At 46.5% G+C, this 15,405-nt stretch carries 11 protein-coding genes; 7 read left to right on the forward strand and 4 right to left on the reverse strand.

Going from position 1 to position 15,405, the window contains the following annotated elements; genetic code table 11:
* Complete coding sequence (locus tag AC1RR2_RS16465; RefSeq protein WP_493223359.1) at window positions 1–522, forward strand: DUF1697 domain-containing protein; 522 nt, start codon at window positions 1–3, stop codon at window positions 520–522.
* 6 nt (window positions 523–528) lie between these two features.
* Here AC1RR2_RS16465 and AC1RR2_RS16470 read toward each other — a convergent pair whose 3' ends face one another.
* Complete coding sequence (locus AC1RR2_RS16470; RefSeq protein WP_493223360.1) at window positions 529–1,404, reverse strand: ATP-grasp domain-containing protein; 876 nt, start codon at window positions 1,402–1,404, stop codon at window positions 529–531.
* Between the two features lie 566 nt (window positions 1,405–1,970).
* Here AC1RR2_RS16470 and AC1RR2_RS16475 point away from each other — a divergent pair.
* Entirely contained in the window at window positions 1,971–3,869 is a 1,899-nt protein-coding gene (locus tag AC1RR2_RS16475) for a M20/M25/M40 family metallo-hydrolase (RefSeq protein ID WP_493223361.1), read from the forward strand.
* Between the two features lie 187 nt (window positions 3,870–4,056).
* On the opposite strand, the gene AC1RR2_RS16480 is transcribed toward AC1RR2_RS16475, so the two are convergent.
* Window positions 4,057–4,908: an SPFH domain-containing protein gene (locus tag AC1RR2_RS16480; RefSeq protein WP_493223362.1), complete on the reverse strand. Its 852-nt coding sequence runs from the start codon at window positions 4,906–4,908 to the stop codon at window positions 4,057–4,059.
* A gap of 13 nt (window positions 4,909–4,921) precedes the next feature.
* Window positions 4,922–5,113, reverse strand: coding sequence for a hypothetical protein (locus AC1RR2_RS16485; protein WP_493223363.1), 192 nt, complete (start codon window positions 5,111–5,113; stop codon window positions 4,922–4,924).
* Between the two features lie 195 nt (window positions 5,114–5,308).
* On the opposite strand from AC1RR2_RS16485, the gene AC1RR2_RS16490 reads away from it, so the two are divergent.
* Window positions 5,309–6,214, forward strand: a complete 906-nt coding sequence (locus tag AC1RR2_RS16490) for a DMT family transporter (protein ID WP_493223364.1) — start codon at window positions 5,309–5,311, stop codon at window positions 6,212–6,214.
* Between the two features lie 260 nt (window positions 6,215–6,474).
* Window positions 6,475–6,879 (forward strand): cytidine deaminase, encoded by a 405-nt coding sequence (locus AC1RR2_RS16495; protein ID WP_493223365.1) that lies wholly within the window; start codon window positions 6,475–6,477, stop codon window positions 6,877–6,879.
* Window positions 6,880–6,972: 93 nt separating this feature from the next.
* Here the strand turns inward: AC1RR2_RS16495 and AC1RR2_RS16500 are convergent, their stop codons facing one another.
* Window positions 6,973–9,681: a coiled-coil domain-containing protein gene (locus AC1RR2_RS16500; protein ID WP_493223366.1), complete on the reverse strand. Its 2,709-nt coding sequence runs from the start codon at window positions 9,679–9,681 to the stop codon at window positions 6,973–6,975.
* A gap of 472 nt (window positions 9,682–10,153) precedes the next feature.
* Here AC1RR2_RS16500 and AC1RR2_RS16505 point away from each other — a divergent pair, with 472 nt between their 5' ends.
* The 3 genes from AC1RR2_RS16505 to AC1RR2_RS16515 all read left to right on the forward strand — a co-directional run bounded on the left by AC1RR2_RS16505 (window position 10,154) and on the right by AC1RR2_RS16515 (window position 15,312).
* Window positions 10,154–12,646 carry a M1 family metallopeptidase gene (locus AC1RR2_RS16505; RefSeq protein WP_493223367.1) on the forward strand — a complete coding sequence of 831 codons (2,493 nt, stop codon included), beginning with the start codon at window positions 10,154–10,156 and terminating at the stop codon, window positions 12,644–12,646.
* A 10-nt stretch (window positions 12,647–12,656) separates the two neighbouring features.
* The gene (locus tag AC1RR2_RS16510; RefSeq protein WP_493223368.1) at window positions 12,657–13,160 is read left to right on the forward strand and encodes a DUF6702 family protein; all 504 of its coding nucleotides are present in this window, start codon (window positions 12,657–12,659) and stop codon (window positions 13,158–13,160) included.
* 88 nt (window positions 13,161–13,248) lie between these two features.
* Window positions 13,249–15,312 (forward strand): TonB-dependent receptor, encoded by a 2,064-nt coding sequence (locus AC1RR2_RS16515; RefSeq protein WP_493223369.1) that lies wholly within the window; start codon window positions 13,249–13,251, stop codon window positions 15,310–15,312.
* Window positions 15,313–15,405 lie beyond the last annotated feature (93 nt).

Raw genomic sequence — 15,405 nt, forward strand, 5'->3', positions numbered from 1 at the left:
ATGACTATTTATGTTGCTTTACTACGCGCAGTGAATGTGGGTGGCACTGGTAAGCTACCTATGAAGGATTTAGTCCTTATGTGCGAGGCACTAGGCTTTCAACAAGTGAGGACCTACATCGCCAGCGGTAATGTCGTCTTTCGCAGCGAACACAGCGCAAAAAAATGTCAGGCTTTATTAGAGGCGGCTTTGGCAAACTATGCAGGAAAAGCAGTCAGTATTTTTATCCGCACTCCTGAGGAACTCAAAAAACTGCTGAACGATAATCCTTTTGCCGACAAAGAGGGCAATCGAAGTATCTGCTTGTTTCTCAATGAAGCAAGCAGCACTACGATGTTAGAAACCCTTAAACACAAAGATGAAGAAGAACTTGTTTGCGGCGACCGCGCGCTCTATGTGTACTACGGCAATGGCATGGCGAAGTCGAGATTGATTATTCCGGCAGCCAAATCGGGAACCGCGCGGAATATGAATACCGTCGCTAAACTGTATCAGATAGCGCAGGCCCTGGATTTGACTTAGTTTGCCTCAGGCCCTGGGCAGTTGACCTAATATGGCTTGGGCAAAACGCTGCGGCGCTTGCGCATCCAATTCTAAAAACAATTCAGGCTCCAGCAACTCCAGCTCCATCAGCAAAAATTGCCCATCACGTATCACGCCATCCACTCTGGCATAACAAGGCATGTGCGGCAAGGCCTGCACAATTTTATCCGCTTGCGCAATCAATTCCGGTGATGTTTGCATCGCTTCGACACTGCCACCATGATCGGACTGCACCCGAAAATCACCTTGTTTGGCACGCTTGATCAAGGCATGGCTATAGGCACCATCAAAGAAAACTAAAGAGCACTCACCTTGCGTCACGATTTCAGGCATAAAGGGTTGTACTAGAAAATCCTGTTCCAGCCGCCACTGATTGAAATCATTTTCATGTAATGCAGTTTTGCCTTTTTGCACACGCAAAGTACGCCAGGCACCGGCTGATTGCACTGGCTTTACCACTATCTCATCGGTCTGCATGGCAACCAATAAGTCGTCGAGTGAACGCTGGTCATCTGGTTTTAAACAAATGCTGGGAATCAAGGCTAGTCCCGCGTTCTGCAATTCGAACAAGTAGTTTTTATTCAAATTCCATCGCAGCGTGTCTAAGTCGTTCACGACCTTAATCTGCAACTGCGCCAGGTGATCCAACCATGTCAAGAATTCAGGCAATTTCTCGTGGTAATCCCAAGGGCAACGAATCACAATAGCATCAAACTCCGTCCAATCCAGATTTGGCGCATCCCAAACACAGATACTAACTTTCATGCCGAGCGCCTCCAAAGCAAGAGGCAATAATTGCTCGCCGCCGAATAACTCAGGTAAATCCGCACTTGTTACTAAAGCGATGTGATAACTCTGCATACGACTTGTTTCCTAAATTCAACTGAGAAGTTCATGATACCAAAAATAGGCTTAGGCGAGATCAGTCGGTTTAGCTAGCTGAGGAAGCTAAATACCACTTGATGTCACTGAAAATTAAATTCTTTTAAAAACAATTCAATACAGAAACTTAATCGACAAATATATTAATACCAGATAAAAATTACCACAATATGAAGTGCACTTTAAATAGCAAACTGAATTTACTTTTATGAGCATAATATCGTATAAATCAAGCTATTTTTATATGAATTGCGTGAATCGAAGGCATATTTAATATCTACGAAAGATTCTTCGGTTCGCAGATCAATGATCATTTATCTCGCTTGAAAAAAAAATAGCATTGACTTTCCGTCAATCTCATTCTCTGTTCTACTCATTCCCGATTGTCGCCCACTGCATACCTACATGAGGCTCAGTGTCAGTCCTGTGTTTACCAAGCAAAGGCGTGGTGACAATCAAGATCAACAAATCGAACTAATTATTCGAACTAAGTGAGTCAAACCAAGCTTGCAATCAAGCAAGTCGTCAAAAACAGGGAGAGAGACATGCAACAGAGAATACTATCGAGTTTAGTGTTAGGTTTAGTCCTGGCAGTTACGAGCAGTGTCACGATACAAGCGGGCGAGAAAAAAGTCTGGATCACCCTCGGTGATAAAGCCTACCAAGAATTAAAACAAATTGCCCCCACCACGATACTTACCGAAAGTCGTCTGGTTGAGTCTGGCTCAACGGGCTTTAGTAGCCAGGAAAGAATACATTTGGTGCAAGTTGAACAATCATCAATTCATGCCTTATCAGGTGCGATTCATGAAAAGCTAAAGCGTTGCGGCGGCTTTATTGAACATAGCAGTGAAGCCGTTGGTCGTGCCGCGCTGGGCAATACCGCTGCGGGTTTTGCGCCAGCCTCTGCAATCGCTAGTCTTGCGCCGTCTTACACCATCGATAACCAAAGTACAGTCACGCCACTTTTGACGCAGATGCAAGCAAGCAACATCGGTCAAACCATCGTGGATTTGTCTGCTTTCGTGAATCGTTATTACACCACCACGGGCGGTGTCAACGGTTCCAATTGGATCAGAGACAAATGGCTGGCGTTGGCGAATGGCCGTAGCAATGTCACCGTCGAACAATTCACTCATGCTGGTTTCCCACAAAAATCCGTCATCATGACTATGCAAGGTAGTGATAATGCATCGGAAGTTGTGGTTCTGGGCGGCCACTTAGATTCGATCAACACTGCCGGTACCACTGAGACGACTAAGGCACCGGGCGCCGATGATGATGCATCAGGTATCGCCAGTTTGACCGAAGCCATTCGGGTCATGCTAGCCAGCAATTACCAACCGCGCCGTACCATCAAATTTATCGCTTATGCGGCAGAAGAAGTCGGCCTGAAAGGCTCAGCAGAAATCGCGAAAAAATTCAAAACAGACGGTGTCAAAGTGATCGGTGTTATGCAGCTCGATATGACCAACTATAAAGGTTCGGCTAAGGACATCTACTTATACACGGACTACACCAACGCAGCGCAAAATACCTTTGTTGGCAATCTGATTACCACCTATCAACCGACTCTGACCATAGGCAACGATACTTGTGGCTACGGTTGCTCTGACCATGCGTCCTGGCACGCACAGGGCTATCCAACGTCGATGCCATTTGAGACGGCGATGAGTGAAAGTAATCCTAAAATTCATGGCACAGGCGATACCTACGCCAATATGGGTAGTCAAGCCAACCATGCGCTGAAATTTGGCCGTCTCGCGACTTCGTTCGCAGTCGAACTCGGCAGCGATGGTCCAGCTTTACCTCCAAGCACAATTCCTCTGACAAAAGATGTATCAGTTGCAGTATCAGGCGCAGCCAACGCACAGGCAAATTACAGTTTCGTCGTACCGAGCGGCGCCAGCAATTTGACATTCAAAACAAGTGGCGGCACTGGCGACTTAGACATTTACGCGAAATTAGGTAGCCTCGCAACGACCACCAGCTATTTACAAAAATCAGACGGTGCAAATAACACTGAAACCATTACGATCGCAGCGCCAACAGCAGGCACTTACTATGTGCTGACCAATGCAGCCAGCGCGGTCAGCGGCGCATCACTGGTAGCAAGTTACCAAACCACAAGCGGCAATGTATTAACCAGTGGCGTCGCAGTCAGCCTAGGTAGCATGGCGCTCAATGCCACGAAAACCTATAGCATAGTGGTACCAAGTGGAAAAACCTCGCTGAGCTTCAAACTGTCTGGCGGCACAGGTGATGGCGATATATACGCCAAACTGGGTGCAGCCCCGACCACCACGACCTACGATAAGAAATCTGATGGTGCCACTAACGCCGAAACCATCACATTCAGCGCACCACAAGCGGGAACTTACTACGTGCTAGTGAAAGCTTATGCTGCAATGAATGGCGCTAGTTTACTAGCAACCGTACAATAAGCTGAACATAATCAGCATCAAAAAAAAGACGCCCGTTCAGCACTTTTGCTAAACGGGCGTTTTTTCATGACTGCATTGTGGCGGCAAATATTCGTCTGTATTGGTATACGTCCACCTGCATATTAAGTTCTGCAAAATTGAATAGCTTTTGCAAACTTAAGCACGATCAATTTATGCAGCTAACACTTTATTTATTCACATTCACCAAAGGCGTGGCATTCCCCAACAAGACCGTATTTCCTGCTTTACTGGCAACCGCAATAGCCGCATCGCGATGAATTTCTGCAAGCCGCAATTCCTTCAATGCTGGCGTCAAGGACTCGCTGATAATTTTATTCGCTTTCGCCTCGCCTTCCGCTTGTACGATCAAGCGCTCGGCCTCAGCACGAGCCAGATCCACTTCTTTCAGTTTCTTTTGAATCGCCTGATCGGTCTCTGCACGTTGTCGTATCGCTGCCTCGATTGCCGGGTCAGTTAATAAATTACGCACATTGACAGCAGTAATCAAAAACGCACCTTTATCATTCGCATCTAATTCAGCCTGCAAACTTGCGCGTACCATTTCCGCCAATTCCGTGCGTTTGGTGTGCATCGTCGTGGCATCAAGCTGGGCGATGGATTTGTATACGGCCTCACGCGCTTCACGTGACACACGGCTATATGCCATCACCAAATCGCTGGTACCATCTTTGACCACCTGTTTATGTTGAACGACGTCACCTTGATACTTGGTATATAAAGCTGGAATCGCAGCAGGCATAGTCTTAAAGTAAATATCAATATCAACATCTTTCATCGTCAAATTGTCACGACTCTTAGGTGTCATATCCTGCAATTGAAAATTCACTTCTTTCGCAGTGAATTCATCGACCGTTTTAAACACGGTGAAATACACACCAGGAGGCAAAGCATCTTTACCCACTTTGCCTAAAGTCCGTTCAACACCCACATTACCAGTATCGATCTGAGTACAGCCAGTCAATAGTCCTGCCAATAAAATGACACTGAGTGGTAAGTATTTTGCGTTAAATCGTTTCATCATTTTTTCCAAATTAAAGTAAGTGAATCGGTGGGAAGTAATACGCCAAGAGTAACAAGCCAAATAAAACTAAAACAAACACCAGTATGCGTAACAAATGCCGCGTCATCGCGGGTCCGGCGTAGCGCCGAAGTAAAGGTTGGGTGAGTTGCCACACGCCGTACAAAGTTAAGCCCGCGATCAATAACAAAACGAAGTGCTTCATTGCGCCTCCTTTATCCGATATTCAAGTTCAAAGCCGGAGTGTAATTTCTTCAGGCCTGTTGTGCTACAAAAAAGTATTGGTAATCGTGAATAGGAAAAACCATAGACACACAGTTTCGACATTGGAATAAAACAATTTCCCGCTCGCAAATCGTATTTGTTACACTAACGCTTGATTTATTAAGCCTTATTTCCCGTGCCGCTCTCTGCTTTCCTCCTAGTTATCCTCGCTGGTCTTATTCACGCTTTATGGAATATCGCGGCAAAAAAAGCCGGTGGCGACGTGCGCTTCGCCGGATTGACCGCCATCATCATGGCAGTGGTATGGGCACCGGTCGGTGTTTATGTGGGCTGGGATGTCGTGCCCAACTGGGGTTGGCTGGAGTGGAGTTTCATAGGTTTGAGTGGCTTACTGCATGTCTTGTACTTTATTACTTTGCTGCGTGGTTATCGCAAAGCAGATCTTACCGTGGTTTATCCACTGGCACGTGGTGCAGGCCCTTTGCTATCGTCCGCAGTCGCCCTGATTTTCTTAGGTGAGCATTTATCGCTCTTTGGTGGTCTGGGTATCTTAGCGGTAGTCGCTGGTGTTTTTCTAATTGCGGGTGGCCCTAAACTCTTGCACAGCTTAAAATCAAATTCGAACGCAAGTGGTGTGAACCAGACACAGCATTTACGCGTGCGTAAAGGTATATTTTATGGCTTATTTACTGGTGTGTTTATCGCTGGCTATACGGTACTCGATGGCTATGCGGTGAAAGTACTTTTGCTCTCGCCCATTTTGATCGACTATTTTGGCAATTTCGCCCGTATCGCTTTATTGCTGCCTAGCTTATTACGAGATATCCAAGCCACTCGAATCTCTTGGCAAAAAGAATGGAAATATGCGCTTATCGTCGGTGGCATCAGCCCGATTTCTTATGTACTGGTTTTATACGCAATGCAATCTGCGCCTTTAAGCCATGTTGCGCCCGCACGCGAAGTTTCCATGTTATTCGCGGCACTAATCGGTGGCCATTTATTAGATGAAGGTGATCGCTTGCAACGCTTAGCAGGCGCACTGTGTATCGCGGTGGGCGTCATTGCTTTGGGTAATTTCTAAGCGGCACATCAACTCTAATTCGCTAAACCGGAACGCGATAGCGCTAAGCACAAAGAGTACTCGATACCGTCTAGAAAGTAATCTATTCCGAAAACGCATTCATGACGATTCTGAATTTATTGTGTCAAATAGAAGCGTTCTGATTGATTCACTTTTTTACCAAGGATGAACAAGTGATTGAAGTGAGTTCCGCGCAACTGTCACGAATTGCTACTCGAATTTAGCTTAAACCTCATCCATACAACTTCAAGAAAAATACCATGCCAAATACAGACCTACTGGAACAAGCCAAGCTAGCACGGCAGCACGCCTATGCACCCTATTCTCAGTTTCAAGTAGGTGCCGCATTATTGACCAGAGACGGTAGAATTTTTCATGGTTGCAATGTCGAAAATGCGTCTTATGGCTTATGTAACTGCGCTGAACGAAGCGCATTTTTTAATGCATTCGCTGCGGGATACCGTGCATATCAATTTCTAGAATTAGCCGTCATTGCAGATACAACTGAACCGATATCTCCCTGCGGTGCCTGTCGTCAAGTGATACTGGAATTAGGTGGCGACGAGCTGGCGATCACATTGGGGAATATGGAAGGAAAAATCACGACTACCAATGCTGGGGCACTATTGCCAGGCGCTTTTCAAGCTATTAATTTGCATAAATAAGCGAGAAATACAGTTGTGGTTTTTCTTTTTGCCCGAACCTGCAGAGAGTAAGCAATATCGGCAGGCTCATTTCAATCACTCTTTTTCAGGAGCCTATTTTTTCGACGAAAATTTTTCAAAATTCTTGTCTAATTTGGGCTCAAATATCGTCGACTCCTTCGTTGTCGGATTTTGCGCAGTACTCACATGTTGATCGACATTTGTTTTGGTATTTTCCTTACCAAGTGGCATCGTCTTTTTCTGGCTTGCGACAGTCTGCACTTGTGGCGTTGGCTGCTTGGCCCACCACCAAAAAACAGTGCCAGCGATCAGTGCAGTAACAACAAATGCGATACGAGTCGAGGTCAGCCAAGAGTTATTTGCATTACGCTGTAAATAGAGTTCGAATTCATCTTTACTGTCGTAATTTGCGAGCGCTATCGGGTTGTCACGAACACGTGCGGTGGACGCATCACTCAAATCGATCTTACTCAAATCCGTATTATGATCGACCGACTCGTTTACAGCTACTTCGCAAACACTGGCATTTAATCCTGTGTTAACTGCTGCGTCTGTCAGGCTATCAGCTTCGGATTGGCCATGATCTGCAAACGCTTGTTCCGCCAAGGGTTCAGATTTTTTGTTGTCGTCTGCGTTGCTGTCTTGTTGTTCAATAAACTGCGTTTGTGTCTGACTTCCTTCCGCGAATCGCGCAGCCAATGGTTCAGCGGCAATACGATTCTCTTGTGCAAGTGCCTCGGCTTGCAATTCTAATTCTTGTCGCTGCTCAGCTATTTGTTGCGCCTCCTGCTCACGCAACATGCGTTGACGGGCTATCAGAGTAGCTTGTTTTTCCGCCTGAATTTTCGCCTTAGCATGTTGGCTCAAGGCCAATTCACTGGCAATCAAGCGATGCGCCTCGGCCAGCAACTCACGTTCATGCTCCACCTGTGCCGTCAGCGCATCCAGATCCAGCGTCAATTGCGCTGCTTGCTGTTCTGCAGCTGCTCTTTGCTGGGAAATGCTTTCGGCTTCTTGCTGCGCTTCTTGACGTTGCACAATTAAGCTTTGCAATACCTGCTCTGCATCATAGTGGCGCGCCTGCGCTTGCCGCAGATTAGCGACGATATTTTGCTGCTCTTGAAATTGGGCTTGCGCTCTCTCTTCCGCGATTTGCCTTTGTTGCGCCATCTCGTCCGCTTGCGCTTCCAACTCAAATTGAGCCTTGCTTGCGCTCAACAACTCTGCTTCCGTCAACAGTCTTTGTTCAACCAAACGTTTTGCATCAAGTTCTGCCTGGATACGCTCTTGTGCTTTTTTTTGCGCCAAAATCGATGCATCAACTCTGTCGCGTGCTATTTTTTCTGCCGCGATTTCGGCGGCAGCTAGTTGCCGTGATGCCTCCAACAATGAGGTCTCAAGCTGCAAACTATGCTGTTCCGCTTTTATCACCTCAGTGTCTTTTTCTTGCCTCTGCAAGACTGCGGCCTGAGCATCCAATTCAGCTTGCAAGCGCTGTTGCATCAAGGACTCTGCCGCCTGTACCTGAGCTAATTTTTCATTTGTTGCCGCTGCTGCGCGTTGTTCGACCAGAGTGCGCTGTTCAACTTGTTGCAATAGAGCGGCTTCTGAGGCTTGACGACGATTCGCATACTGCAATGCCTCATTCTCTGCTACTACACGGTTCTCTGCAGCCAGCATCAATAGGTGTTCCTGAGTTGATTTTTGCTTGGCTATTTGTTCCGCCTCTTGCTCTGCCATAGACATGGCTACGGCGGTTTCCATCAACTCAATTTCCTGCTGCGCTTTTTCTTTAATCAACTGTGCCAGTTCGGCTTCAACGGCTATTCTCTCTTGCGCTTTTTGTTCCGCCAAACGACTTACCAGTAAACGTTCTGTATTTTTTACTTTGGCATCGCGCTCTATCGACGCCCGCAATTTTGCCGCCTTTATTAATTCGTTCTCTGCGTCTATTTTGGCGCTATCGATAGCGACTTGATGCTCATCCGCAGTTTGCGTTTGTAATAGTAAGGCCTGAGCTTGTTGTTCTTGCCTGACGCGCTCCTCGACCGCTTTATGTGCGTCCTGGCTGGCCTGAATTTTCTGTTGACTCAAGATCAGATTGGACTGTTCAACAGCATTTTTTTGTTGAATTTTCTCCAGTGTTTCTTGCTCGAGTCTTAGCCGCAATTGCGCCTGAGCCTGCTCTTCCTGTTCAGTTTTGGCTTGCAACTCAAGCGCAGCCACCAGCTCCGCTTCTGCGTCACGTCGTTGCTGCGCCATGTGTGCTGCCTGCTGTTCCGCCTGCGCACGTTCGCTGGCGCATTTAGCGGCCGACTGGGTTGCCTCCAATTGTTCACGCGCTAAGCTCAAAGCCTTCTGCTCCGCTTCTGCCACTTTTTGCGCGTTCAGTAATAGACTCGCTTCATTCTCGGCCCGATTGCGTTCCAAATTGACGACGATCTGCTCAGCGATATTTTTCTCTTCCAATAATTTCAGAACCTCTGCTTCGCTTTCCAGACGTTGTTGCATTAATTTTTCAGCTTGCTTTTCCGCCAATAATCGCGTGCGGATTTTTTGTAGTAAATCTTGTTCAAAATCGACACGACTATTCGCATCGATCAATAAATCACGCTCGACTTTGGATCTGGCATAAGCAGCTTGCTGCAAATTCCATTCTTTATCGATCTGGTCGAGAACGCTATGCGAGGCAGAATCATGAATCACTGTATTTTCTGGCACAGGCGTATCGCTAGAGATCCTGTCACTCTCGTCAGCCTGATCTGAACGTCCTAATAGAGATTGCCGAAATTGTTTAAACATGAAAAGAAAACCCAAATGTGATTTTTGCCTAGGAAAAGAAAATATCTTTTGCTAACTTTGTCGTTCATTTTTTCGCTTACTTTGTAGGTTTGGGAGCAAATTTCTTTCAAAACTGCTACCTATCCGCGCTCAAAAAAATCACGTGACAAAGATAATGGAAAGCTCGTTATTTTACCGAAATTCCTAGTAGTTTCATGTCAGCGATGCGCCTGCAAGCCAGGATAACCAACTAAAACCACAGTTTGCACAAAAAATACCTAAATTCTAAGTGTCCCGGGGTGCGAATAGCGCCTATGCATAGGCTTGCTCCGCGTGAATTGCGCTCCACAGTAGCTTTGAAATCTCAAGTGCCCCAGAAAAAACTCCAAGCACCGCAAGGAACTTTTCTAACAGTCAGTGATCTAAGCGCAGGGATATTTTTATCATTACAATTCATCCTTGCCATTTTCTTCCACCTCATGGAGTAAAAATAATGCGTTTGCCTGTTTCATTAGTGCTCTTATGTTTGAGCATGCCCGCTTTTGCTGGCGGTCAATCCGACGACAAGTTTCGTCAATTAGAAGAGTTATTGCCAACGCCGACCTCGGTACGTGCCGCTTCTGGTGCTCCTGGTCACGCCTATTGGCAACAACGTGCTGATTATGTGATCCGCGCCACCCTGGATGAATCCAAGCGTGCCATCACTGGTACAGAGACCATCACTTATCACAATAATTCACCTGATACGCTGAATTATCTGTGGATACAATTAGATCAGAACATTTTCCGTTCTGATTCTGATGCGAATACCACCCGTACTTTGCCTTCACGCGATGCATGGAAAAACCCAAATGCGGTAAGTTTTCAAGCGATGGCGGTAATGAATGAGCGCGACAACTTCGATGGTGGCTTCAAAATCGGTAGCGTAAAAGGCGCTGATGGTCAGGCATTGAAACATGTCATCAATCGCACCATGATGCGCATCGATTTGCCTAATGCTTTAAAACCTGGCGCTAAAATTGCCTTCAGCATCGATTGGAAGTACAACATCGGCAACGGCAAATTGCTCGGTGGTCGCGATGGCTTTGAACACTTCAAAGAAGATAAAAACGATATCTTTGAAATTGCCCAATGGTTCCCACGTATGGCAGCCTACTACGATGTCTACGGCTGGCAGCATAAGCAATTCTTAGGTTCCGGCGAATTTACCTTGGAATTCGGCGACTACGACGTACAGTTGACTGTACCTAGCGATCACGTGGTTTCTGCGACAGGCGAACTGAGCAATGCTGACAAAATTTTGACAGCGACACAACTCGATCGTTTGAAACAAGCACGTACTGCAAAAACACCGGTTGTTATCGTGACGCAAAAAGAAGCAGAAGAGGCTGAAAAAAAACGTGCTACCGATACCAAGACCTGGCACTTCAAGGCCAAAAACGTACGTGACTTCGCTTGGGCATCTTCCCGTAAATACATCTGGGACGCGCAAGGATACAAAGCAGGTACCAGCACGGGTTTAGCGATGTCCTTCTATCCTAAAGAAGCAAATCCTTTGTGGGGTCAATATTCCACTCAAGCGATTATTCACACTATCGAGCAATACAATAAATTTTCACTCGACTATCCTTACCCAATTGCACAATCCGTGAATGGCCCACAAGGCGGCATGGAATATCCTATGTTGTCTTTCAACGGCGGCCGCCCAACTAAGGACAAGAAAACCGGCGAAGCAACTTATTCCAAGCGCACCAAGTACGGTTTGATCAGCGTCATCATTCATGAAGTCGGTCACAACTACTTCCCTATGATCGTCAACTCGGACGAGCGTCAATGGACATGGATGGATGAAGGCTTGAACTCTTTCGTACAAAGTCTGGCAGAACAAGCTTGGGAAGAAAACTATCCAGGTACACGCGGTGAACCACGTGGCATCGTTGATTACATGAAGAGCCAAGGTCAAGTACCTATCATGACCAACTCAGAATCTATTTTGCAATTTGGTCCTAATGCCTATGCCAAACCGGCAGCAGGCTTGCACATTTTGCGTGAAACGATTTTAGGTCGTGAATTATTTGACTTTGCTTTCAAAGAATATTCACAACGCTGGAAATTTAAACGCCCGACACCAGCCGATTTCTTCCGCACGATGGAAGACGCCTCTGGTACCGATCTGGATTGGTTCTGGCGCGGTTGGTTCTACACAACGGATCCGGTTGATATCAGTATCGACGGTATCGTTGAATACACCATGTCTACTAAAGATCCAGAAGTAGAAAAAGCATGGCGTCGTGCGCAGTTTGCATCTCAGCCTACCTCTACCGCGAATCAAGCAGACAAAGGTAAATTGGAACGTCGTCTGGATTCCCATCCAGAACTGAAAGACTTCTACAATCAATATGATGACTTCACCGTCACGAATAAAGATCGTAATACCTACAACGACATGATGAAAGGTCTGGACGAAGACGAAAAAGCGATGCTGAAATCGGGCAAGCACTTCTATCTGGTCGATTTCTCTAATGTCGGTGGTTTGGTCATGCCTTTGATTTTGGAAATTCAGCTGCAAAGCGGTAAGAAACTTATTCAGCGTATTCCAGCTGAAGTATGGCGTTATAACTCCAAGAAATTTACTAAGCTGATCGTTACCGATGAGCCTATGGTGAGCTTGACGCAAGATCCTTATTTGGAAACAGCGGATATCGACACCAATAATAATTCTTGGCCACGTAAGATCACACAATCACGTTTGGAATTATTCAAAATGAATTTCCCTCCAAGCGACATGATGCTGGATTTCAAAACGCCATTAAAAACAGATGCTAAGCCAGAAGCCAAAGATGAAGCCAAAGAAGCTGCGAAACCAGCAACTGAAGTGGCTAAAGAAGCGGCCAAAGAAGTTAAAGCAGCCGAAGTAAAACCTGTGGAAAAAGCCGCTAAGTCTGCGACTAAACCCGCAGCTAAACCAGCAAAAGAAGTAAAGTAATCGAGTCCTGATGAGCACATTTAACTTTATCAAGTTGTTCAAAGTTAGCTTGGCTAGCGCACTGATTTGTATCGGTGCGCTAGCGCATGCTCATCGGTTTCATGCTGGTATCACCGATATCAGCATGAACCCGAACACGGGCAGCATCGAGATCATTCATACTTTTATGGCCCATGATGTCGAAGCTTTGCTGGAGAATCTATATCAGCGCCAGTTTGACTTAAGCGATCCAGAAGATATACAGATATTTCAACGCTATGTAGAGCAGCAATTTATTCTCAGCAGCAAAGAGCAACGACTACCACTGAAATGGGTAGGACTAAAAATCGATCCCAACTCTGTCATCGTATTTCAAGAAATCGAAAAACAAACGCTGCCCGAACAAATGGCAATACGCCAGGCGGTGCTCACCGATTTCTTAGTTGATCAAGTCAATACCGTGAATATTACCAAAAATGGCAGCACACAAAGCCTGACATTTACGCGTAGCAAACGCGAACATCAAATCCCTTAAGACCTCCATTAAAATTCATCGTCGCTGATCTTGATCCCACTATCTGAGACGATGGATGCACTTCCTTCGTGAGCAAGCTTAGTAATTTATGAAACAAAAAAAACTAGCCCATCTGATCGCCACTATCCTGGCAACACCATTCGTCTTCTTGCTAGCCACTCCGGCTCAGGCGGATGACTCCGTCTTGCATCGTGTTTTGCTCGATGGCAGCAGGGCCAGTCAACTAGGCTTAACCGATGCCGCGAATGCGGGTATGGTTGGTCAAAAAAAGCTAGAAGCGATGACGACTTATCGCCCGGGCGAATTACTCGAAGCTATACCTGGCGTCATCGTCAGTCAACACAGTGGCGAAGGCAAAGCCAATCAATTCTATTTGCGCGGCTTCAATCTCGATCATGGTACCGACTTACGTACCACAATAGACGATATGCCCGTCAACCAACGCAGTCATGCGCATGGCCAGGGTTGGACGGACCTAAACTTTTTGATTCCAGAATTGGCCGCACGTATGGATTACAAAAAAGGTCCTTACTCGTCGACCACAGGCGATTTTTCTTCCGCTGGTAGTGCTGCAATTACTTACGCCAGCCGCCTGTCGCGTAGTATTGCGAGCCTCACCTTAGGCGAGAATAATTTCGCCCGTAGCCTACTTGCTGGTTCGCCTGATTTTGCCAATGGCAGCTTTCTATATGCGCTGGAATTGATGCGTAACGATGGCCCATTTACCCGTCCTGACGATTTTAAAAAAGTGAATGCGGTCTTTCGTTATAGCGAAGGTTTCGCCAACAATGGTTTTAATCTGACCGCGATGTTATATCGTGGTAGTTGGAATTCTACTGACCAAATTCCGCAACGCGCCTTACAAAACGGGACACTTAATAATCGCCTCGACACTATAGACAAGACTGATGGCGGTGCAGCCCATCGTTACAGCTTATCTGGCATGTGGCGCCGCACGAATACCGATGAAGCAAGTAAGGTCAGCGCCTATCTGATACGAAATCAATTAGACCTGTTTTCTAATTTCACTTATTTCATGGACGACCCCATCAATGGCGATCAATTTAGTCAACCAGATCGTCGCATCACCAGCGGTATCAATGCCAGCCATACCTGGCATACGCATTTTCAAGGCAACAATACCGACATCAGCATAGGCAGTCAGCTACAAAACGACAATATCTTCAATGGCCTATATAAGACTCGAGAACGTCAAGCACTCTCCACGGTGCGCCAAGATCACATTACTGAAACAAGTTTGGGCTTGTACCTCGACGCCAGCACGCGTTGGACCGATTTCTTCCGCACTAATTTTGGCCTGCGCCATGACGCCTACCAATTCAAAGTGAATGGCGACCGTCAAGCAAACTCCGGGAAAGCCAGCGATCACATCTGGAGCCCAAGTGCCAGTTTGGTTTTCGGCCCTTGGCAGAAAACTGAGTTTTACTTCAATCTTGGCAATGGTTTTCACAGCAATGATGCACGTGCGACTTTAACCACGCTTGATCCTCAAAGCTTAGAAGCTACTGCAAAATCTCCTGGCCTAGTGCGCTCACATGGCATGGAGTTAGGCGTACGCAGTGAATTTATTCCGAAGCTACAAACTTCATTCGCGGTTTATCGGCTTGACTTTGATTCCGAACTCAACTTCGTCGGCGATGCGGGAACTACCGAAGCGGGTCGCCCTAGCCGCCGCTACGGCATAGAAATGTCACACAATTATCAAGCGACCGACTGGCTCTCTATCGATTTTGACGCCGCTTACGCCAAAGCGCGTTCACGAGATTTTGACTCTGCAGGATCTTATGTCGTTGGTGCAGTGGAAGGTGTAGCACAGCTCTCCGCCAATTTTGAGAAACTCGGCAACTGGTCTGGTGCACTACGCTTACGCTACTTCGGACCGCGCGCTTTGATCGAGGATAACTCAGTACGCTCGCGTCCAAGTGCTACGCTGAACGGTCGCATCAGTTATAAATTCAGCCCAACCTTAAAACTGGAATTAGAAGGCTTTAATCTCAGTAATCGTAAAGATTCAGCCATTGATTATTACTACGCCTCGCAATTGAAAGGCGAGACTACGGCGAAAGAAGATATCCATTTTCATCCACTGGAACCTCGCTCGTTCCGTGTGATGATGGTGAAGTCTTTCTAGGTTTTACGTTGAGCAAGGTTCAAACTCAAACGCCGCTTTTAGCTTGAGTCCAACACATTTAACAATTGGCTTTTCTGATAGTGATATGATCAC

It is taken from the genome of Undibacterium sp. GW821-FHT11H02, from assembly GCF_058808015.1.